The organism is Arthrobacter sp. ISL-5 (genome assembly GCF_018613835.1).
Lineage (GTDB): Bacteria > Actinomycetota > Actinomycetes > Actinomycetales > Micrococcaceae > Arthrobacter.
The window spans coordinates 106393-127582 of sequence record NZ_JAGGPM010000023.1; the positions used below are offsets into that span (position 1 = coordinate 106393).

Genomic DNA, 21190 nt, shown 5'->3' on the forward strand with positions numbered 1-21190 from the left:
ACCGGGGTTGGGTGATCGGCGGGGGCTGGTCCGTAGGAGACCCAGATGACGTTCACGGCTCCGCCTTCAAGGAATTCCTGATCGAAATGCGTGCCTGGTCAAGCACCGTCCGCACGGTTTCCAGCGTGACGGGCGTAAGGGGGCGCGTGCTGGCCTGCGCCCGAAGTTCCACCCGCAGGTCATCCCGGAATGCCTGGAGCAGCATCTCCGCCTCCTTGAGCACGCGGTGTCCCTCCGGGGACGACCGGGCAGCGGAGCCGGTGAAGTCAGCTGACCTGGCAGCGGAGCGGGCAGCTTCTGCGGTGGCGGCCAGATCGGCGCGCAGGCCCCGCATGTTGCTGCGGATGTCGGCCCGCAACGCGTCTGCCAGCCGCCGGACGGACGCGGCGATGTCGTTCTCCACGCTCGCGAGTTCATCACGCCGGCTGTTCAGCTCGGCCAGGCCTGCCGCCGTGATGCGGTAGTTGGTGCGCCGGCCCTCCGCTTCCGTGGCAACGAGCCCCTCTTCCTCCAGTTTCCCGAGCCTCGGATAGATCGTGCCGGCGCTGGGGGAGTAGGTGCCGCCGAACCTTTCGCTCAGGGCCTTGATGAGTTCGTACCCGTGCTTGGGCCCGGATTCCAGGAGTGCGAGGAGGTACAGGCGCAGTGCGCCGTGGGCAAAGACCGGGGGCATCAGAGCGACGTTTCTGCGTCGGCGGTAGCCTGGCCGTGGAAGATGGAGGTCTTGCCGGACACCGAGTTGGTCCGCACTAGCATCAGCTTGGCATCCGGGCCTGCAATTGTCTGCAGCTTGCCGCCTGGCTGCATGTACTTCTGGTCATCGATCACCACGGCACCGCTGGCGGATTTGGCCACGATGTCCACGCCCACGTCGTGGGGGAGCCTGATGGTCAGGTCGCCGGACACCGAGTTGGCCCCGAAATCGTGGGTGAAGTCCTGAAGGTCGAAGCTCATGTCGCCGCTGACGGTGTTGGCGCGGATGTTGCTGAAGCGGCCCGACGCCGTGACTTCGCCGGAGACGCTTTTCGCCGTCAGGACCCCCCGGTGGTTCCGGGCGATCACTTCTCCGCTGACGGTGTTCACATGGAGGTCACCTGACGTGCCGTCCGACATGACGGAGCCGGACACGGTGTTGAGTTTGGTGTGGCCGCTGATGCCGGACACAAGTCCGTCGCCGCTGACGGTGCCGGCTTCAACCTCGACGCCGGCTGGCACCGCGATGCTGATGACCACGGAATTGTTGCTGTTGTTGTTGACGGACCCCATCAGGTTCTTGAACCAGCCCTGCGGGCCGTGCAGCTGGTGCCGGACCTCAAGGCGTCCATCGGCGACAGTAACAGCCAGGGGGTCACCGTGGACCTCGGAGACCTCGATGCGCGCCACGTCCTCGTCGTGGGTGACGATGTCAAAGCGGCCGCGGACGATGCCGAGCTTCAGCGACGAGACGCCGTCGACGTCGATGGTTTGGGGGCCGGTGACGGTCCACGAGTTCTCTGCCATGATTCCTCCGCTTGCGATATATCGTGACTGTTGAGATCACGATATATCGCAAGCCGCGGAAGATCAAGATATATCGCGAGTAGTTTCGCCTACTCGGGTGTGTCCATCCCCAGCCACTGGAACCAGCCGCGGTGCAGGACGAGCCACGCCATGAGTCCGTAGCCCGCCTGGCCCGGCGTGCCGCCGTTGGCCGCAAGGTCCTGGCGCCATTGCTCATGGCTGACCAGCGGCGAAAAGGTGTCCACATAGAGGTGCTTGCGCCGCGTGGTGACGTCGGCGAAGGCCGTGTTCAGTTCCTCCAGCCGGCGGTTCTGCACCGGGTCCAGGGTGGGCGGCGGCCCTACGACGAAGACTTCGAGCCGCCTCTGGGTGGCGGAGTCGAGGATGTTGGCCAGATTGAGCCTGCTCCGGGCCGTGGACAGCCCGAACTCAATGTCCCGCCCTGACAGCCCGATGACCAGGCGGTTCTCGTAATTGTCGCTGAACCGCCGGCCCGTTTCCTCAAGCCACCGCGCTGCGAGGCCCTCGGTGCCTTCCTGGGGGCAGGGAAGGGCGTAGCTTTCAACCGTCATGCCGTCCTGCGGAGTGCGGGCCAGCACGCGGCCCAGCCAGCCCAGGGCCCGGGGGTCCCCGAGTCCGGCCAGCAGCTCATCTCCAACAGCTGCAATGCGCAGCTTCCTGTCTTCCACTACTACCTCTTCACCTATTTGGAGGGCGCGACCCGCATACGGACCAATTCCGCACGGCGGCGCAAATCCGCAGCCTGCGCCGGCACCATGCCTGTGTCCATTAACTCACGCCGATTAAACAGAACTGCCCGGCTGGAACGGTATGTCACCGTCCGGCCGGGCAGCTGCACTGCTACTTACGCGCGAATGCCTGCTTCAGAAGTGCATCCTGCTCGGCAGCGTGGCGCTTCATGGAGCCGGCAGCGGTTGATGCCGACGCCGGGCGGGAGACCAGGCGAACGTGGCGGTCCAGCGCCGCCGGGAGGTTCAGGCCCATGAACGGCCACGGACCCTGGTTCGCGGGCTCGTCCTGCGCCCACACCACTTCGGCGTTGGGGTACTTGGCCAGCTCGGCTGTGATGTCCTCCTGGGGCAGCGGGTACAGCTGCTCCACGCGGACGATCGCCGTCGTCTTGTCGCCCGTCTTCTGCCGCGTGGACAGAAGGTCGTAGTACAGGCGTCCCGAAACCAGGAGAACGCGTTCGACGGCGTCCGCCGGCAGCTGCTCATGGTCGCCGATGACGGGCCTGAAGCCGCCGGTGGTGAAGTCCTCCACGGACGAAGCGGCGGCCTTGAGGCGCAGCAGCTGCTTCGGCGTGAAGATGATCAGCGGCTTGCGCGGACGGCTGTAAGCCTGGCGGCGCAGGAGGTGGAAGTGCGATGCCGCCGTGGTGGGGTTGGCCACGACCATGTTTTCCTCGGCACACAGCTGCAGGAAGCGTTCGATGCGGGCCGAGGAGTGGTCGGGTCCCTGGCCCTCGTAGCCGTGCGGCAGCATCAGCACGAGAGACGAACGCTGGCCCCACTTCTGCTCCGCGGACGAGATGAACTCATCGATGATGGTCTGCGCGCCGTTGACGAAGTCGCCGAACTGCGCCTCCCACAGCACGAGGGCATCCGGACGCTCCACCGAGTAGCCGTATTCGAAGCCCATGGCCGCGTATTCGGACAGCAGGGAGTCGTAGATCCACAGCTTGGCCTGGTCTTCGGAGAGGTGGGCCAGGGGGGTCCACTCATTGCCCGTGGCGCGGTCGTGGAAGACTGCGTGGCGCTGCACGAACGTGCCGCGGCGGGAGTCCTGGCCGGCGAGCCGGACGGGGACGCCCTCCATAACGAGCGAGCCGAAGGCCGCAAGTTCGCCGAAGCCCCAGTCGATGCCGCCCTCGCGGGACATCTGTTCACGCTTCTCCAGCAGCTGCTTGAGCTTGGCGTGCACGGTGAAGCCCTCCGGAATGTCCAGATGGGCCTTGCCGAGGCGGGCCAGGGTGTCCGTCGAAATTGCGGTGGACGCCGGAGCGTTCGTGCCGGAATCCGACTGCTGTGCCTGGGGCCGCTCGATGTCGGAGACAGCCGCAGAGTCGGCGGTGATGATCGGGATGGGCGAGGTCTGTGCCGCATGCGTTTCGGCGAAGACCCGCTCGAGGCGTTCCTGGTAGTCGCGGAGCAGCTGCTCTGCTTCTTCCTCGGTGATGTCGCCGCGGCCGATCAGCGATTCGGTGTAGAGCTTGCGGACGGAGCGCTTGGCCTCGATGAGGTTGTACATGAGCGGCTGCGTCATCGAGGGGTCATCACCCTCGTTGTGGCCGCGGCGCCGGTAGCAGACCATGTCGATGACGACGTCCTTGTGGAACTTCTGCCGGAACTCGTAGGCGAGCTGGCCGATGCGGACCACTGCTTCCGGATCGTCGCCGTTCACGTGGAACACCGGAGCCTGGATCATCTTGGCGACGTCCGTGGAGTAGGTGGACGAACGCGAAGAGGACGGGGCCGTGGTGAACCCGACCTGGTTGTTGACCACGACGTGGATGGTTCCGCCCGTGCGGTAGCCCCGCAACTGGGAAAGGTTAAGCGTTTCGGCCACCACACCCTGGCCGGCGAACGCTGCGTCACCGTGCACCATGATGGGCAGCACGGGGAAGGCCTCGCCCTGGTCCAGGCGGTCCTGTTTGGCACGCACGATGCCCTCCAGCACGGAGTCCACGGCCTCAAGGTGCGACGGGTTGGCAGCCAGGTAGACCTTGGTCTCCTTGCCGCTGTCCGACGTGAACGTGCCCTCGGTTCCCAGGTGGTACTTGACGTCGCCGGAACCCTGCACCGAGCGGGGATCCTGGGTGCCCTCGAACTCGCGGAAGACCTGCGCATAGGTCTTGCCGGCGATGTTGGTGAGGACGTTGAGCCGGCCGCGGTGGGCCATGCCGATGGCAACCTCGTCCAGTCCGTCGTCGGCCGCATCGGAGATGATGGCGTCAAGCAGCGGAATCAGGGACTCGCCGCCCTCAAGGGAGAAGCGCTTCTGGCCGACGAACTTGGTCTGCAGGAACGTCTCGAAGGCCTCTGCGGCGTTGAGCTTGGAGACGATGCGCAGCTGCTCTTCACGGCTCGGCTTGGAGTACGGGTGCTCCAGCTGGTCCTGGAACCACTTGCGCTCGGAAGGCTCCTGGATGTGCATGTACTCGATGCCCGTGGTGCGGCAGTAGGCGTCGCGGAGCACGCCGAGGATGTCGCGGAATGCCAGCTGCGATTTGCCGCCGAAGCCGCCCGTGGGCCATTCACGGTCCAGGTCCCACAGCGTGAGGCCGTAGGTCAGGACGTCGAGGTCGGGGTGCTTGCGCTGGACGTACTCGAGCGGATCGGTGTCCGCCATGAGGTGGCCGCGGACGCGGTAGGAGTGGATCAGCTGCTGGATCCGGGCAACCTTGTTGATCTGGTCGGACGGGTCCACCTGGAGGTCCGGGCTCCAGCGCACCGGCTCGTAGGGGATGCGCAGGGATTCGAAGATCTCGTCGTAGAAGTCCTGGGCGCCCAGCAGGAGCTGGTGGACCAGCTTGAGGAACTCGCCGCTGCCTGCACCCTGGATGACGCGGTGGTCATACGTGGACGTCAGCGTCAGCACCTTGCTGATGGCGTTGTGCGCGATGATCTTCTCGCTGGCACCCTGGAATTCCGCGGGGTAGTCCAGTGCGCCGACGCCGATGATGGCAGCCTGGCCCTTGGACAGGCGGGGAACAGAGTGGACCGTGCCGATGCCGCCCGGGTTGGTCAGGGACACGGTGGTGCCGGCGTGGTCGTCCGCCGTCAGCTTGCCGGAGCGGGCCCGCTTGATGAGGTCCTCGTAGGTGTGCCAGAACTCGGAGAAGTTGAGCGTTTCCGCTTTCTTGATGTTCGGGACCATGAGCAGGCGCGTGCCATCCGGCTTCGGCATGTCGATTGCGATGCCGAAATTGACGTGGGCGGGCTGGACGGCGACAGGTTTGCCGTCCACCTCGTCGTAGTACACGTTCATGGACGGGAACTGGGACAGTGCCCGGATGACGGCGTAGCCGATCAGGTGGGTGAACGAGACCTTGCCGCCGCGTGCACGGGCGAGGTTGGAGTTGATGACAACGCGGTTGTCGATCAGGAGCTTCGCCGGAATGGCCCGGACGCTTGTGGCGGTCGGCACCTCGAGGCTGGTGACCATGTTCGAGGCGATGGCCTTGGCCGGTCCGCGGAGGACGGAGACAACATCTTCCTCGGGGGCGGTGGGCGCCTTGACGTTCTTCGGAAGCTGGGCCGGAATGGGCTGGGCGCCGGTGCCCGCCTCGGTCTTCTTCGCGCCGTCGCGGGCCACCGTTGCGGGGGCCTTCTTGGCGGGAGCGGCAGGTGCGGCGGCCGGCGACGTTGCCGGCGGTGCCGCAGGTGCCTGGCCCGCGGGAGGAGCAGCAGCCGGGGCCTTGGCAGGCACCGGCGGAGTAACGACGGGCATCTCGCGCGTGGCCGGATTGGCCGTCACGGACGTCACACTCGGAACCCCGTTGGAAGTTGGGCCGCTACCACTGTCAAAAGATTCGAACAGGGGCCACCATTTGGCATCGACCGTATTCTTGTCCTGCTGGTAACGCTCGTACAGTTCGTCAACGAGCCACTCGTTTCCGCCAAATTCCTCTGGTAGACGGTGGCTAGGCTGCTCTGGCACTTGAAATACGCCTCTTCCATGAGTTTGAATTCCCTCTGGTCGCCAAGGTGCCACGGCACAACAATCGAACCAGTTTCTGTGTCCTATGAACCCAGACCTCTGCCAGTCTAGTGACCGTTCCGGCTTAACTGCCAATAAGGGTGACTCAAATCATGTACTGGCCGAATTGTGGCTTGAGAGTGGCCTAAATCCGGGGGCCGCAGGACTTTTCCGATAGCCATGAACGCGGCTTCGGGCGCGCTGTCAATGACCTCTGGCACCGGGCTGCGGGTCTGGGAGGGCGGGGTGTTTCAGCAGCCGCCCCAACGATGCCAGGGGCGGGGGTGTCCGGGGCGCAAGGCGCACCACCGGGGGGCACCGCTGCTCCTGTAGACTGCAATTCTTATGGACAGTAAATCTAGGTGCCGGCCTGGGGGCTGTCAGCCGAGCAGAATCAGCGCCGCACAGCCCACCCGCAGAGCCGGCAATCCCCGTTCACGTTCCCGCCAATGTCCGCCGCTTCACCTCGCCGGGACCTCCCGGGACACTGTCCAGGCCCCGGCCGACCATCCTCCGCCTGGCAGTTTCACCGGCATTGTCTCTCTCGCCAGCGGGCCCCGCACTACATCGGCAGGCCGCTAAATGGAGTGGCTTCTTCTCGCCGCCGGGTTCCTGCTGATCTTCGGCACCGGCTTTTTTGTCGCCGTCGAATTCTCCCTTATAGCGCTCGACCAGCCCACAGTGCAGCGCGCCGTGGATGACGGCGACACCGCCGCAGTTCCGCTGCTCAAGTGCCTCAAATCCCTCTCCACCCAGCTCTCCAGCTGCCAGCTCGGCATCACCATGACAACCCTGCTGACCGGCTATGTCATGGAACCGTCGGTGGGGGCGCTGCTGGAGGCGCCACTGGCCCTGATCGGCCTCCCGGAGGCGATGGCCGGATCTGTCTCCCTGGTGCTCGCCATGGTGATCGCCACCCTGCTCTCCATGCTCCTCGGCGAGCTGGTTCCCAAGAACATGGCGATCGCCCTGTCGTTCCGCATCGGCCGCGCCGTGGCGCGGCCGCAGCTGATGTTCACCGCCGTCTTCAAGCCGGCCATCATCCTGCTCAATGGTTTTTCGAACAAGGTGCTCAATGTCTTCGGGCTCGAAGCAAAGGAAGAGATCTCCGGAGCGCGGACGCCCGCCGAGCTTGCGTCCTTGGTGCGCAGGTCAGCAGCCATGGGAACCCTGGACCCGGGAACCGCAAACTTCATCGCCCGGACCCTGAACTTCTCGGGCCGCACGGCTGCCGATGTGATGACCCCCCGCATCCGGGTCGAGACCATCGACGCAGACCAGCCTGTGTCCGACATCCTCGACGCCGCCCGACGCACCGGATACTCCCGTTTCCCCGTGATCGGCGACTCCACTGACGACATCCGCGGGCTGGTGCACGTGAAGAAGGCCATTGCCGTGCCATCGAAGCGGCGGTCCAAGCTGGAGGCGGGCGCCATCATGACCGATGTCCTCCGGGTGCCGGAAACCATCCACCTCGATGCCCTGCTGGCCGAACTTCGGGAAGGCAACATGCAGCTCGCCGTGGTGCTGGACGAATACGGCGGAACCGCCGGGATCGCCACGCTCGAGGACCTCGTCGAGGAAATCGTGGGCGAAGTGGCCGACGAACACGACAAGGTCCGGCCCGGCCTGCTGCAGAGTGCCTCGGGCGACTGGTATTTCCCGGGCTTGCTGCGGCCGGATGAACTGTCCGAACAGATTCCGGGACTCAGCGTCCCGGACGAAGCGGCCTACGAAACGGTGGGCGGCTACGTCATGAGCGAGCTTGGGCGCATCGCGTCCGTGGGGGACACCGTCATGGTTGGCGGCGGAACCCTGAGCGTCACCAGGATGGACGGACGCCGCATCGACCGGATCTGCTTCAAGCCGGACCGCGAACCCGGCGACGGCTCCGCAGGGGAGTCCCCCGCAGAGAAGTCCTCTGCCAGGAACGGCTCTGCCAGCAATGACTCCGCTAGCAATGGCTCTGCCAGGAACGGCTCCGCCAAGACCGGTTCCTCCCGGAAGGGGTCCGCACGGAAGGGTCCGTCCAGGAACGCTTCGTCCAGGAACACTTCGGCCACGAACGGCGGCACGGCATGAGTGACTGGGTTGGACTTCTCTGGCTGGTGCTGCTGCTGGTCGGCAACGCCTTCTTCGTCGCCGCCGAGTTCGCGGTCATGTCCGCACGTCGAAGCCAGATCGAGCCGCTGGCTGACGCCGGCTCCCTGCGCGCCCAAACCACCCTGCGGGCCATGGAGAACGTGTCGTTGATGCTGGCCTGCGCACAGCTGGGCATCACGGTCTGCTCCCTGTTGATCCTGCTGGTGGCGGAACCGGCAATCCACCACCTGCTGGCCGTTCCCCTGGCTGCACTCGGAGTGCCCATGGAAATTGCCGACGTCGCCGCGTTCGGCGTTGCGCTGATGGTGGTCACGTTCCTTCACGTGACTTTCGGGGAGATGGTGCCGAAGAATATTTCCGTTTCGGTCGCGGACAAGGCCGCCCTGCTCCTGGCTCCGCCCCTGATGTTCGTCGCGCGCATCGTGAACCCGGTGATCGGTGCGCTGAACTGGTCGGCAAACCACATCCTCAAGCTGATGCGGATCGAGCCGAAGGCTGAGGTCAACTCCTCTTTCACCCTGGAGGAAGTCCAGTCCATCGTGCAAGAATCCACCCGGCACGGCCTGGTGGATGATGATGCGGGGCTCATCACGGGCGCGCTCGAGTTCTCGGAACACACGGCCGCCGATGTCATGGTCCCGCTGGACAAGCTGGTCATGATGAAGCCCTCCACCACGCCGCTGGAGTTTGAAAAGGCCGTGAGCCGTACCGGGTTCTCCCGGTTCCCGATGGTGGACGACGACGGCATGCTCGCCGGCTACCTGCACATCAAGGACGTGCTGTCGATTCCCGAATCGGGCTATCAGCATCCGATTGCCGAAAGCCGGATCCGGTCGCTGGCCAACCTTTCGCGCGGCGACGAGATAGAGAATGCGATGTCCGTCATGCAGCGTACCGGTTCCCACCTGGCGCGCGTGATCGGACCCCATGGCCAGACAGAGGGCGTGCTGTTCCTTGAGGACGTGATCGAGCAGCTGGTGGGCGAGATCCGCGACGCAACGCAGGCCAAGGGGATACGCCGGCTGGGCGAGCCCGACGGCGACTAGCAGGGCGCGCTGACGCGGCGGCCGGGGGACAGGCGTCCCCGGCCGCTGCCAATTTCTAAATAGGAATCATTCCTATTTAGCGGTACACTCGGTAGGGTTGTTGATCCCGAAAATGCCATTCCCAGAACTGAGGTTTCCTCCGTGCGCATCACCGTCCGTACTTCCATCACCGCCGCCCTTGCGGGTCTCGGCCTACTGCTCACGGCCTGCGGAACGACGTCGGAAGCCTCCGCACCGACTGCAAGCAACCGCATCCCCGTGGTCACCTCGACCAATGTGTACGGCGAAATCGTTGAGTCCATCGGCGGCAACAAGGTCAATGTCACCGCCATCATTTCCCGGACCAGCCAGGACCCCCACTCCTATGAGGCCACCGCCCAGGACAGGCTGGCCATTTCCAAGGCCAAGCTGGTGCTCGAAAACGGCGGCGGCTACGACGACTTCATCCACACGATGGCCGACGACAACAACATCCCGCATGACAGCATCATCAGCGCCGTGGAAGTATCAGGGCTGGACCCCGCAGCTGACAGCACACCTTCCGCGACGGCGGAAAGCGGCCATGACCATGACCACGGCGCATTCAACGAACACGTCTGGTACAGCCCGCAGGCCATGTCCCGCCTTGCCGACGCCGTGGCCGTGAAACTGGGAACGATCGACCCCGGTTCGGCTGCTGAGTTCACGGCAAATGCCGCTTCCTTCAAGTCGGGACTGACGGAACTCGAAGGAAAGCTCGCCGCCATCAAAAAGGCCCGTGGCGGGTCCCGCGTCGCCGTAACTGAACCCGTGCCGCTCTACCTGCTCGAAGCTGCCGGCCTCGAGAACCGCACCCCGGCCGCGTACACCGCCGCCATCGAAGAGGGCACCGACGTTTCGCCGGCTGTCCTGAAGGCTGCCACGGCGCTGGCAGCCTCGCCGGACACCAAATTGCTGGCCTACAACGAGCAGACGGACGGCCCGCAGACCGAGGCGCTCAAGAATGCGGCCACTGCCGCGGGTACCCCCGTCGTGAATTTCAGCGAGACTTTGCCTGACGGCAAGACGTACCTGCAGTGGATGGCGGACAATGTGGGGAACATCAGCAAAGCCCTGGAGGGCAAGAATTGACCCCAGTCATTAGCCTCCGCAAAGCATCCCTCAAGTTTGGCAAGCGGGCGCTCTGGGAAGACCTGGACCTGGACATTAAGCCCGGGGAATTCTTTGCGGTCCTTGGGCCCAATGGCAGCGGCAAGACCAGCTTCCTCAAGGTGCTTTTGGGCCTGCAGGAACTGCACTCCGGAAACGCAACCCTCGGGGGCCACCCCGTGGAACGGGGCAGCCGGATGATCGGCTACATCCCCCAGCAGAAGCCCTTCCTCCCGGATACCCCCATGCGGGCCCGGGACCTTGTGGGGCTCGGCGTTGACGGCCACCGCTGGGGCGTCCGGGTGCGGAACGCAAAGGCCAACCGCAGGATTGACGAGCTGCTGGACCTTGTAGGGGCAAGTGACTATGCCAAGGTGCCCGTAGGGCAGCTGTCGGGCGGGGAGCAGCAAAGGCTGCGCATCGCACAGGCGCTGGCGACGGACCCCCAGGTGCTGCTCTGTGACGAGCCGCTGCTGTCGCTGGACCTGCACCACCAGCAGGCGGTCAGCGCCCTCATCAACAAGCAATGCCACGAGCAAAAGAGCGCCGTGGTCTTCGTGACCCATGAAATCAATCCGATTATCGACTACGTGGACAGGGTCCTCTACCTGGCCGGAGGCCGGTTCAGCGTGGGCACCCCGCACGAGGTCATGACCACCGACGTCCTGTCCGAGCTTTACGACAGCCACGTGGAAGTGATCCACGCGAACGGCAGGATCGTCGTCGTCGGACTCCCTGACGCCACCACCCACCATCACGACGAGGCGCATGCTGCCGCGGGGGAGGGTCTCTGATGGACCCGGAAGGCATCCTGCAGTCGGTGTTCAACTTTGAAAACTACGGTGAACTGCTGGTCCTGGTGCAGAACTCGCTCTGGGCCGGAGCCGTGCTCGGCCTGCTCGGCGGCCTGGTGGGGACGTTCGTGATGAAGCGCGACCTGGCCTTTGCCGTCCACGGCATCTCCGAACTTTCGTTTGCCGGGGCGGCCTTCGCGCTCCTCATCGGGGCCGACGTCGTGTTCGGTTCGCTGATCGGTTCTGTGGCCGCCGCGCTCCTGCTGGGCCTCATGGGAGTGCGGGCCAGGGACAAGAACTCCATCATCGGCGTGATCATGCCGTTCGGCCTGGGCCTCGGCATCCTGTTCCTGTCACTCTATGAAGGCCGCGCGGCCAACAAGTTCGGCCTGCTGACCGGGCAGATCGTCTCGGTGGACACGGTCCAGCTGCAGGTTCTGGCCGGCACCGCCGTGGTGGTCATGGCTGCGCTTTGCGCCATCTGGCGGCCGCTGAGCTTCGCAAGCGTCGATCCCGAACTCGCCGAGGCGCGCGGCGTCCCGGTGCGGTCGCTGGCGCTGGCCTTCATGGTGCTTCTGGGCGTCAGCGTGGCCCTGTCGATCCAGATTGTCGGCGCGCTGCTTGTCCTTGCCCTGCTGATCACCCCTGCCGCGGCCGCCCTGAGGGTGACGTCGTCGCCCCGCCTGGTGGTGCTCCTGAGCGTGGTGTTCGCCGTGGCCGCAACAGTGGGCGGCATTCTCCTGGCGCTCGGCGGGCGCATCCCCATCAGCCCCTACGTAACCACGCTGTCCTTCCTGATCTACGTGGCGTGCAGGGTGATCGGAAGCATCCGTGCGAAGCGCGGACTCAACGGCAGGGTTATGCGGACTGCTTAGTGCCCGACTGAGTGCTGCCTGACGGCGCGCCGGACGCTGTGCCCGCCTTACGCGCCGAGCAGTCGGGGCACAGGCCGTAAATCTCCACGGTATGCGCCACTTCGGTGAAGCCGTGCTCCTGCGCGGTCCGCGCGGCCCAGGTTTCGACGGCGGGGGCTTCCACCTCCACCGCCTTGCCGCAGTTCCGGCACAGCAGGTGGTGATGGTGCACCGTCACCGCGCACCGGCGGTAGACGGCCTCGCCTTCGCCGTTCCGCAGCACGTCCACCAGCCCCTCATCAGCCAGTGACTGCAGGATCCGGTAGGCCGTAGCCAGGGAGACAGACACTCCTTTGTTTTGGAGTATCCGGTACAGCTCCTGGGTGCTGACGAAGTCATCAAGGTCGTCAAGTGCGGCGCTCACGGCCAGCCGCTGCTTGGTGACACGCTGCTCTTTGCCGCCAGCTGCCGCCGAAGGGGTCAGCTGCCTGCCGTCAGCGCTGGCGCCGTGTGGCATGAATGGACTCGCTTCGCTAAGGGATATTGGCAATGTACAAGATTACCAGCCGGAGCTCCGTGGACACTGCTCGGGGGGATCCCTAGGCTGGCGACATGAAGCTGACAAAATTCACGCACGCGTGCGTCCGGCTGGAACAGGACGGGCGGGTCCTGGTGCTGGATCCCGGGACGTTCTCCGAGTCCGCCGAAGCGCTCGACGGTGCGCACGCAGTCCTCATCACGCACGAGCACCCGGACCACATCGATGTGGCGGCCGTGGCGTCGGCGCTGGAAGGCAATGCGGAGCTGCAGCTCTTCGCGCCGGAGGGCGTGGCGCAGAACCTGCGCACGGAAGCGCCCGGCGCCGAGTCCCGGGTGCATGCCGTGAAGCCGGGAACGTCCTTCGACGCCGCCGGTTTCTCCATCCGGAGCTTCGGCGGCCAGCACGCACTGATCCACCCCCAAGTCCCGGTGGTGGCCAACATCGGCTACCTCGTGGACGAAAACGTGTACCACCCCGGCGACTCGTTCATCATTCCTGACGGCATCAGCGTGCGTACCCTGCTGGTGCCGGTCCACGCGCCCTGGAACAAGGTGAGCGAGGTGGTGGACTTTGTCATCGGGGTCCGCGCGCCGCGGGCATTCCCTATCCACGACGGACTGCTCAACGGTACGGGCCTGGACCTGGTGGAGGGCCACGTCAAGAGGTTGGGTGCCAGGTACGGCACCGAGTTCGTCCACCTCTCCAGCCGTGAATCCGTGGACGTCTAAGTGTTCCAGGCGCCGGTCTTGAAGAACGCGCTGATGGTGTCCTCATGCGGCTCAGGATCCAGTCCCTGCGCGGCCAGCCACGCAGGGTTGTAGTAGCTGCCCGCGTAGCGGTCGCCGCCGTCGCACATCAGTGATACGACGCTGCCCCGCTGCCCGTCGGCGACCATCTGCGCAATCAGCTGCCAGACGCCCCAGAGGTTGGTGCCCGTGGACGGCCCGGCATGAAGGTCCGCCAGGGAGTGGAGGTGCCGCATCGCGGCGACGGAGGCGGCATCCGGCACCTGGATCATGTGGTCGATCACGGCGGGCACGAAGCTGGGCTCCATGCGCGGCCGGCCAATTCCCTCGATCCGGGAGGGAAGGCCGGTGCTGAAGCCGGCCGAACCGCTGCGCCAGCCCGGATAGAAAGCTGAATTCTCCGGATCCACCACGGCCAGCGATGTGTCATGGCGGTGATAGCGGAGGTACCGTCCGATCGTGGCGCTCGTCCCGCCGGTCCCCGCGCCCACCACGATCCACCGCGGAACCGGGTGCTCCTCGAGCGCCAGCTGCTGGAAGATGGACTCGGCGATGTTGTTGTTTCCGCGCCAGTCCGTGGCGCGCTCGGCGTAGGTGAACTGGTCCATGTAGTGGCCGTTGCTCGTGGCTGCCACTTCCGCGGCGGCCGCGTAGACCTCCGAAGCGTGGTCCACGAGCAGGCAGGCGCCGCCGAACTGTTCGATCAGCGCAATCTTTTCCGGGCTGGTGGTGCGCGTCATCACCGCGATGAACGGCAGGCCCAGCAGCTGCGCGAAGTAGGCCTCGGACACCGCCGTGCTGCCGCTGGACGCCTCCACGATCGTGGTGCCCTCCGTGATCCAGCCGTTCACCAGGCCAAACAGGAACAGGGAGCGGGCCAGCCGGTGCTTCAGGCTTCCCGAGCGGTGCGTGGATTCGTCCTTGAGGTAGAGCTGGACGCCCCAGTGCTCCGGCAGCGGCACGGAATACAGGTGGGTGTCAGCCGAACGGTTGTTTTCCGCATTGATCTTCCGGACGGCGTCGTCGGCCCATGCCCGGTTCCTGTTGCCTGCACTGTTCACCGAATCAGCCTACCGGTGCAGGGGCCCCGGAATTGGACTTGCCCCGAGTCAAGGTGCCCGGCGCTAGAGGTGCCCCCGCGCTAGAGTTGGAAGGAGCCAGAGCCGCCCGCAGCCAGAGTTGGACGGGCCGGCGGCGGTCTATCCAAGCCAAAGGAGATTTTGATGGGTACCCTCATGGACGTGTCCGCGCTCAACGCCCGGATGGCCTCCGGACAGCGCACCGTTCTGCTGGATGTCCGCTGGGCGCTGGGAGACCCCGACGGCCGCGCCCACTACCTCAGGGAACACATTCCGGGAGCGGTGTACGTGGACCTTCCCACCGAGCTGGCGGAACCTGCGGAGCCTGCCCGGGGGAGGCATCCGTTGCCGCCGGCCGAAAAGCTGCAGGGGGCCGCACGGCGCTGGGGCGTCTGCGAGGGCGACACCGTGGTCGCCTACGACGATGCCGGCAGCACGTCGGCCGCCCGCCTGTGGTGGATGCTCCGGAACGCCGGCTTCGGCACTGCGTACCTGCTCGACGGCGGCCTGCCCGCCTGGCGCCGGGCCGGGTTCCCGCTCAGGGGCGGCCTCGAGCAGGCGGCCCCGGGCGACGTGACGCTCACCGGGGGAGGCATGCCGGTGATCGACGCCGCGGAAGCCGCCGGATGGGCGGCACGCGGTGTGCTGCTGGACGCGCGGGCCGGCGAGCGGTACCGCGGCGAGATAGAGCCGGTTGACCCGCGGGCCGGCCACATCCCCGGGGCTGTCAGCGCTCCCACCACCGGGAACCTTGACGACGTCGGCCGCTTCCTGCCGACCGAGGAACTCCGGGTCCGCTTCGCTCGCCTTGGAGTCGACGCAGCGACGCCGACGGCGGTGTACTGCGGCAGCGGCGTTACGGCCGCCCATGAGATCGCGGCACTGGAAATCGCCGGCTTCTCCGCGGCGCTCTTCCCTGGATCCTTCTCCGAGTGGTCCAACGATGCGTCCCGGCCGGTGGCGACGGGTCCGGAACCCGGGTGACTCGTGCGGCAACGCCACTTCGGGAACGTTCCGGCCGGCATGGCCCGGCTGGCCCTGATCCGGCTGCGCGGGGTAGCGTCGACGTATGACTCCTGGACGCCCCGTACCGCCGCCGCTTGCCCTGAAGATCTCCCTGGATGAAGGCGCTGCCGAACAGGCGGCCGCAGAAACCGCAGGCCCGAGGGAGGGGCTCCTGGCTGCCGCCCGCGGGGCGGTCTCCAGCACGGGCGGCCTGGTGCCGCTGACAGTGGCCCGGCGGGCGCCCAAGGCCGATGACGTTGAAATTGCCATTGAGTTCTGCGGCCTGTGCCACTCGGACGTGCATGCCACCCGGGGGGAGTGGGGCTCCCAGAACTACCCGCTGGTGCCGGGACACGAGATCGTTGGCCGGGTCAGCCGGGTGGGGTCCGACGTCGGCGATTTTTCGCCGGGGGACCTGGTGGGCGTGGGGTGCCTCGTGGACTCGTGCCGCGAGTGCGAGAGCTGCCTGGACGGTATGGAGCAGTACTGCGAGCGAGGCATGACGGGAACCTACGGCGCGAAGGACGCCCGCAACGGCGATTCCATCACCCAGGGCGGCTACGCGACGTCCGTCGTGGTGGACCGCCGCTATGTGCTGCGCGTGCCGGAAAACCTGGACCCCGCGGCGGCCGCTCCGCTGCTCTGCGCGGGCATCACCACGTTCTCGCCGCTCCGCCACTTCGGCGTTGAGGAAGGCGACGTGGTCGGCGTCGTCGGACTTGGCGGGCTGGGCCACATGGCCGTCAAGCTGGCCAAGGCCATGGGTGCGAGGGTGGTGGTCTTCACCACCTCGGAGTCCAAGGTTTCAGCCGCGCTGGAACTGGGGGCCGACGACGTCGTCCTCTCCCGCGACGACGCCGCGATGGCGGCGGCGAACCGCAGCATCGACCTGATCATCGACACCGTGGCGGCCCCGCACGACCTCAACCCGTTCTTCCGGACGCTGCGCCGGGACGGGGCGCTGTTCCAGCTGGGGCTGCCCTCCGACGCCATGCCGCCGGTCAACCCCGGTGCGCTGATCCGGCGGCGCATCGCGTACGCAGGTTCCCTGATCGGCGGCATCGCGGAGACCCAGGAGATGCTGGACTTCTGCGCCGAGCACGGCGTGGTGTCGGAGATCGAGATTGTCGGAGCGGAGCAGCTGAACGACGCGTATGACCGGATGGTCGCCGGCGACGTCAAGTATCGTTTCGTCCTGGACGTATCCACCCTGCAGGCACCGGCGGAAAGGGCAGACGCATGAGCACGCTGTTCACCAAGATTCTCAACGGGGACATCCCCGGCCGGTTCGTCTGGCGCGAGCCGGACGTTTCCGCGTTCCTGACCATGGGGCCGCTGGCCGACGGTCACACGCTCGTGGTGCCCACCGAGGAAGTGGACCGGTGGACGGACGCCGCGCCGGAAACGCTGGCCCGGGTCATGGAAGTGGCGCGCCGCATCGGCGCCGTGCAGGTGGACGTTTTCGGTGCCGCCCGGGCAGGCCTCATCGTGGCCGGGTACGAGATCAACCACATGCACGTCCACGTGTGGCCCTCCAACAGCATGGCCGATTTCGACTTCGCGTCCGCGGAGCACAACCCGGACCCGGCACTGCTGGACGCGAACGCCGAAAAGCTCCGCGCCGGACTCCGCGGCGCCGGCTACGGGGAATTCGTGCCCGAGGCGTAGGCGCTGGCGGCCTGAGGGGCTAGGCCGCCAGCGCCTTGTTCAGCACGGCACGGATCCGTTTCTCGGAGACGGAGTAGGCGGTGCCCAGTTCGACGGCGAACAGGCTCACCCTCAGTTCTTCGATCATCCACCGGACCTGGGTGAGTTCCGCCCCGGCGCGGCGCCCGGGAAGCAGGGCTGACACGGCGTCGTCGTATTCATCTTCCAGCCGCTGCACAGCGGCCATATGGAGCGCATCGCGCTGGACGTTTCCGGGCAGCTTTTCGAGCCTCTTCTCAATGGCGGCGAGGTAGCGGGGCAGCTGGCTCAGCTGCGCATAACCGGTCCGGGCGACAAATCCGGGGAACACGAGCTGCTCGAGCTCGCTGCGGACGTCGTTGAGCGCGCTGATGAGCGCCAGGCTGGTGGTGCCCTTCAGCTGCTTTTCGATCCGCCGGGTGCTGGCCAGGATGCGTTCCACCACCGCGGTGACACTGAAGACGGTGTCGATCAGCTCGGCGCGGACCTGCTCGTACAGGGCGTCGAAGGATGCCCTGTCCCACGGGAGTTCCTGGGGCGTGAGCTTATCCACTGCCGCGAGGGCGCAGTCGGCAATCAGGGCCGACACCGATCCGTGCGGGTTCTGGCTGAAGGTCAGTTTCTCCGTGTTGTTCAGGTGCTCCAGGACGTAGCGGTCCGGCGACGGCACCCGCAAGGCGAGGAGGCGGATGACGCCGCCGCGCATGGCCTCCTGCTGCTCGGACGCGGACTGGAAGACCCGCAGGGCCACGGTCTTCCCTTCGTCCACGAGTCCGGGGTAGCCGGTTACTGTGTGGCCCTTGACCGTGACGCTGACTTCGCGCTGCACTGTGCCGAATGACCACTCGGCCAGGCCGGACTGTTCGGCGAATCCGGTCGGTGCAGGCGGCCGCCCGTCCTGCCCGGCGGCCTGCGGCGAGCCCTTCTTCGAGGCCCGCGGCGCGGCAGTGGCGGGCGTGGCTCCCAGGGATTCCGCGATGGCACGCCGCGTGGCAGGTGCAAGTCTTTCCTGGAGGGTGTCCAGGTCCTTGCCTTCGTCCAGCACCTTGCCGCGGCTGTCAACCACCTTGAAACTGACGCGGAGGTGGGGCGGAATCGCGTCCCAGTTCCAGGAACCGGGCGGAACGATGTGCCCGCGGATCCGCCGCAGCACCAGCTCGAGGGACGGCTCAAGGTCATCCTCGGCCGGATCGAAATCGGCCTCCAGCGCAGCCACCGCCTGCCTGGCGACGTCCGGGGCCGGCACGAAGTTCTTGCGGATCTGCTTCGGCAGCGACTTGATGAGCGCGGTGACCAGCTCCACCCGCTGGCCGGGGATCAGCCAGCGGAACGCGGCGTCATCGAGCTGGTTGAGGAACAGGACGGGCACCTCGGCAGTGACGCCGTCCGAGGGGTTCGGCGGCGATCCCGGTGCCACAGGGTGGAACTCGTAGGTCAGGGGCAGCTCGAAGCCCTTGTGCAGCCAGGTTTTCGGATAGGCGGATTCGTCGAGGGCGTCGGCGTCGTCGCTCAAAAGCAGCGACTGGTCGAAGTCCAGCAGCGCCGGGTCCTGCTGCCGGGCTTCCTTCCACCACTTGTCGAAGTGCCGCTCCGAAACGACGTCCTTGCCCACCCTGGCGTCGTAGAACTCGAAGAGGGTTTCGTCGTCCACGAGCAGGTCGCGCCGGCGCATCCTCGCTTCGAGTTCCTCCACTTCGTGCAGGAGCGCACGGTTGCGGTGGAAGAATTTGTGGTGGGTTTTCCAGTCGCCTCCGACCAGCGCATGCCGGATGAAGAGCTCCCGGGCCAGGACGGGATCGACTCTGCCGTAATTAATGCGCCGCTGCGCGATGATGGGCACGCCGTAGAGCGTGACCTTCTCATAGGCCATGACCGAGCCCATTTTGGTGGACCAGTGCGGTTCACTGTAGCTGCGCTTGACGAGGTGCGGTGCCACCTGTTCCGCCCAGGCCGGCTCGAACTTCGCGGCAACCCGGGCCCACAGCCGGCTGGTCTCCACGAGTTCCGCGGCCATGACGAACGTGGGCGACTTCTTGAACAGCGCCGAGCCGGGGAAGACGGCGAAGCGGGTGCCGCGGGCTCCGGCGTATTCCCGCTTGCGTTCGTCGAGGATGCCGATGTGGCTCAGGAGCCCGGACAAAAGGCTGATGTGGACGCCCTCGTGGTTGCCCACCGGGTCCGCCTGCCGCTTGTTGTCCAGGCTGATGCCGAGCGGGCGGGCAAGCTGCCGGAGCTGCGCGAACAGGTCCTGCCATTCGCGGACCCTGAGGTAATTGATGAACTCGTTCCGGCAGAGCCTGCGGAACTGCGTGGACGAGAGTTCCTGCTGCTTTTCCTGGATGTAGTTCCAGAGGTTCAGGAAGCCGGTGAAGTCCGAGTTCTCATCGCGGAAGCGGGCGTGCTTTTCGGCGGCCAGCTGCTGCTTGCCTGAGCCGTCCCCCTGGGGGCGCTCGCGCGGGTCCTGTATGGTGAGCGCCGCGGCCAGGATCATGACTTCCCGGACGCAGCCGCGTTTTCCGGCTTCGACAATCATGCGGCCCAGCCGCGGGTCGACCGGAAGCTGCGCCAGTTTCTGCCCGACGGCGGTGAGCCCGCCGGCGTTGCGGCCTGGGCTGTCGCCTCCGGTATCGGCAGTGCCGTCGCCTGCGCGCGCGGCGGACAAGGCGCCGAGCTCCCGGAGCAGGGTGACGCCGTCGTTGATGGCGCGGGAGTCGGGCGGCTCCACGAACGGGAAGTTTTCGATGTCCTTGGGGCCGCGCGCCACGCCCATGGCTGTCATCTGCAGGATGACGGCGGCCAAGTTGGTGCGCAGGATCTCCGGGTCCGTGTAAAAGGGCCGGGATTCGAAGTCCTCTTCGGAATAGAGCCGGATGGCGATGCCGTCCGAAACACGGCCGCAGCGGCCGGAGCGCTGGTTGGCCGAAGCCTGCGAAACCCGCTCGATCGGCAGCCGCTGCACCTTCGTGCGGTGCGAGTAGCGCGAGATGCGGGCAGTTCCCGTGTCAATGACGTACTTGATGCCGGGCACGGTGAGGGAGGTCTCGGCAACGTTGGTGGCCAGGACAATCCGCCGTTTGCTGCCCGGGTTGAAGACGCGGTGCTGTTCCTGCAGGCTTAGGCGGGCAAAGAGCGGAAGCACCTCGGTGCCGGCGAGGCGCCGGTTGGACTGGATCCTGGCGTTCAGGGCTTCCGCGGCGTCGCGGATTTCGCGTTCGCCGGAGAAGAAGATGAGGATGTCGCCGGGCGCCTCCAGGGCCAGCTCGTCGACGGCGTCGCATACCGCGTCCAGCGGGTCCCGGTCCTCCTCGAGTTCGTCGTCGGAGGAGATGTCCTCATCATCACCGGAAGCCGCGCCCCGCGCCGGCTGGGACAGCGGCCGGTAGCGGATCTCCACCGGGAACGTGCGCCCGGAGACTTCAACGATGGGGGCGGGCTCGTCCTCGGAGCTGAAGTGCTTCGCGAAGCGCTCGGGGTCGATGGTGGCCGAGGTAATGATGACTTTCAGGTCCGGGCGCTGCGGCAGGATCCGCTTGAGGTACCCGAGGATGAAGTCGATATTGAGGCTGCGCTCGTGGGCTTCATCGATGATGATGGCGTTGTATTTGCGCAGCAGCTTGTCGCGCTGGATCTCCGCCAGCAGGATGCCGTCGGTCATCAGTTTGACCTTGGTGGACCGGCTGACCTCGCCCGTGAACCGGACCTGGAAGCCCACTTCCTGGCCGATCTCGACGCCGAGTTCGAAGGCAATGCGCTCTGCCACCGTGCGGGCGGCCAGGCGCCGCGGCTGGGTGTGGCCGATCAGGCCGTTCTCGCCCAGCCCCAGCTCAAGGCACATCTTCGGAATCTGGGTTGTCTTACCCGAACCGGTCTCACCGGCGATGATGGTCACCTGGTTGGCCGCTATGGCGGCCATCAGGTCCTCGCGGCGCTCGGAAACCGGCAGCTCGGCGGGGTAGGCGATATGAAAAGTCATGGCTGGAACCAGT

General features: G+C 66.2%; 16 protein-coding genes. 9 read left to right on the plus strand and 7 right to left on the minus strand.

What is annotated here, in order from left to right; translation table 11 throughout:
- Positions 1-52 precede the first annotated feature (52 nt).
- The 4 genes from J7I89_RS12100 to J7I89_RS12115 all read right to left on the minus strand — a co-directional run bounded on the left by J7I89_RS12100 (position 53) and on the right by J7I89_RS12115 (position 6183).
- A complete protein-coding gene (locus J7I89_RS12100; protein ID WP_214970462.1) occupies positions 53-673 on the minus strand; it encodes a PadR family transcriptional regulator in 621 nt (206 codons plus the stop codon).
- Positions 673-1500, minus strand: a complete 828-nt coding sequence (locus J7I89_RS12105; protein WP_214970464.1) for a DUF4097 family beta strand repeat-containing protein — start codon at positions 1498-1500, stop codon at positions 673-675. The genes J7I89_RS12100 and J7I89_RS12105 overlap by 1 nt, the downstream gene beginning before the upstream one ends.
- 89 nt (positions 1501-1589) lie before the next feature.
- On the minus strand, positions 1590-2189 hold the full coding sequence (locus tag J7I89_RS12110) for a GDSL-type esterase/lipase family protein (RefSeq protein ID WP_214970467.1): 600 nt from the start codon (positions 2187-2189) through the stop codon (positions 1590-1592).
- Between the two features lie 172 nt (positions 2190-2361).
- Entirely contained in the window at positions 2362-6183 is a 3822-nt protein-coding gene (locus J7I89_RS12115) for a multifunctional oxoglutarate decarboxylase/oxoglutarate dehydrogenase thiamine pyrophosphate-binding subunit/dihydrolipoyllysine-residue succinyltransferase subunit (protein WP_214970469.1), read from the minus strand.
- A gap of 621 nt (positions 6184-6804) precedes the next feature.
- Between J7I89_RS12115 and J7I89_RS12120 the strand changes: the two genes are divergently transcribed.
- The 5 genes from J7I89_RS12120 (at position 6805) to J7I89_RS12140 (ending at position 12168) form a co-directional block, all read left to right on the plus strand.
- Positions 6805-8304: a hemolysin family protein gene (locus J7I89_RS12120; RefSeq protein WP_251045223.1), complete on the plus strand. Its 1500-nt coding sequence runs from the start codon at positions 6805-6807 to the stop codon at positions 8302-8304.
- On the plus strand, positions 8301-9371 hold the full coding sequence (locus tag J7I89_RS12125; RefSeq protein WP_214970472.1) for a hemolysin family protein: 1071 nt from the start codon (positions 8301-8303) through the stop codon (positions 9369-9371). The genes J7I89_RS12120 and J7I89_RS12125 overlap by 4 nt, the downstream gene beginning before the upstream one ends.
- 141 nt (positions 9372-9512) lie before the next feature.
- Positions 9513-10481 (plus strand): metal ABC transporter solute-binding protein, Zn/Mn family, encoded by a 969-nt coding sequence (locus J7I89_RS12130; protein ID WP_214970475.1) that lies wholly within the window; start codon positions 9513-9515, stop codon positions 10479-10481.
- The gene (locus tag J7I89_RS12135) at positions 10478-11293 is read left to right on the plus strand and encodes a metal ABC transporter ATP-binding protein (RefSeq protein WP_214970478.1); all 816 of its coding nucleotides are present in this window, start codon (positions 10478-10480) and stop codon (positions 11291-11293) included. Before J7I89_RS12130 ends, J7I89_RS12135 begins: the two co-directional genes overlap by 4 nt.
- Positions 11293-12168 carry a metal ABC transporter permease gene (locus tag J7I89_RS12140; RefSeq protein WP_214970481.1) on the plus strand — a complete coding sequence of 292 codons (876 nt, stop codon included), beginning with the start codon at positions 11293-11295 and terminating at the stop codon, positions 12166-12168. Before J7I89_RS12135 ends, J7I89_RS12140 begins: the two co-directional genes overlap by 1 nt.
- Here the strand turns inward: J7I89_RS12140 and J7I89_RS12145 are convergent.
- Positions 12152-12664, minus strand: a complete 513-nt coding sequence (locus tag J7I89_RS12145) for a Fur family transcriptional regulator (RefSeq protein ID WP_214970484.1) — start codon at positions 12662-12664, stop codon at positions 12152-12154. The two genes, J7I89_RS12140 and J7I89_RS12145, sit on opposite strands and share 17 nt — an antisense overlap.
- Positions 12665-12759: 95 nt before the next feature.
- On the opposite strand from J7I89_RS12145, the gene J7I89_RS12150 reads away from it, so the two are divergent.
- Positions 12760-13416, plus strand: a complete 657-nt coding sequence (locus J7I89_RS12150) for an MBL fold metallo-hydrolase (RefSeq protein WP_214970487.1) — start codon at positions 12760-12762, stop codon at positions 13414-13416.
- Here the strand turns inward: J7I89_RS12150 and J7I89_RS12155 are convergent.
- Positions 13413-14495: a PLP-dependent cysteine synthase family protein gene (locus J7I89_RS12155; RefSeq protein WP_214970489.1), complete on the minus strand. Its 1083-nt coding sequence runs from the start codon at positions 14493-14495 to the stop codon at positions 13413-13415. The genes J7I89_RS12150 and J7I89_RS12155 overlap by 4 nt on opposite strands.
- A gap of 162 nt (positions 14496-14657) precedes the next feature.
- Between J7I89_RS12155 and J7I89_RS12160 the strand changes: the two genes are divergently transcribed.
- From J7I89_RS12160 to J7I89_RS12170, 3 genes are all read left to right on the plus strand, one after another.
- The gene (locus J7I89_RS12160) at positions 14658-15497 is read left to right on the plus strand and encodes a sulfurtransferase (protein WP_214970491.1); all 840 of its coding nucleotides are present in this window, start codon (positions 14658-14660) and stop codon (positions 15495-15497) included.
- Between the two features lie 85 nt (positions 15498-15582).
- Positions 15583-16761 carry an NAD(P)-dependent alcohol dehydrogenase gene (locus J7I89_RS12165; protein WP_214970492.1) on the plus strand — a complete coding sequence of 393 codons (1179 nt, stop codon included), beginning with the start codon at positions 15583-15585 and terminating at the stop codon, positions 16759-16761.
- Complete coding sequence (locus J7I89_RS12170) at positions 16758-17186, plus strand: HIT family protein (protein ID WP_214970494.1); 429 nt, start codon at positions 16758-16760, stop codon at positions 17184-17186. The genes J7I89_RS12165 and J7I89_RS12170 overlap by 4 nt, the downstream gene beginning before the upstream one ends.
- A 19-nt stretch (positions 17187-17205) precedes the next feature.
- Here J7I89_RS12170 and hrpA read toward each other — a convergent pair whose 3' ends face one another.
- Complete coding sequence (hrpA, locus tag J7I89_RS12175) at positions 17206-21177, minus strand: ATP-dependent RNA helicase HrpA (RefSeq protein ID WP_214970496.1); 3972 nt, start codon at positions 21175-21177, stop codon at positions 17206-17208.
- Between the last annotated feature and the right edge of the window lie 13 nt (positions 21178-21190).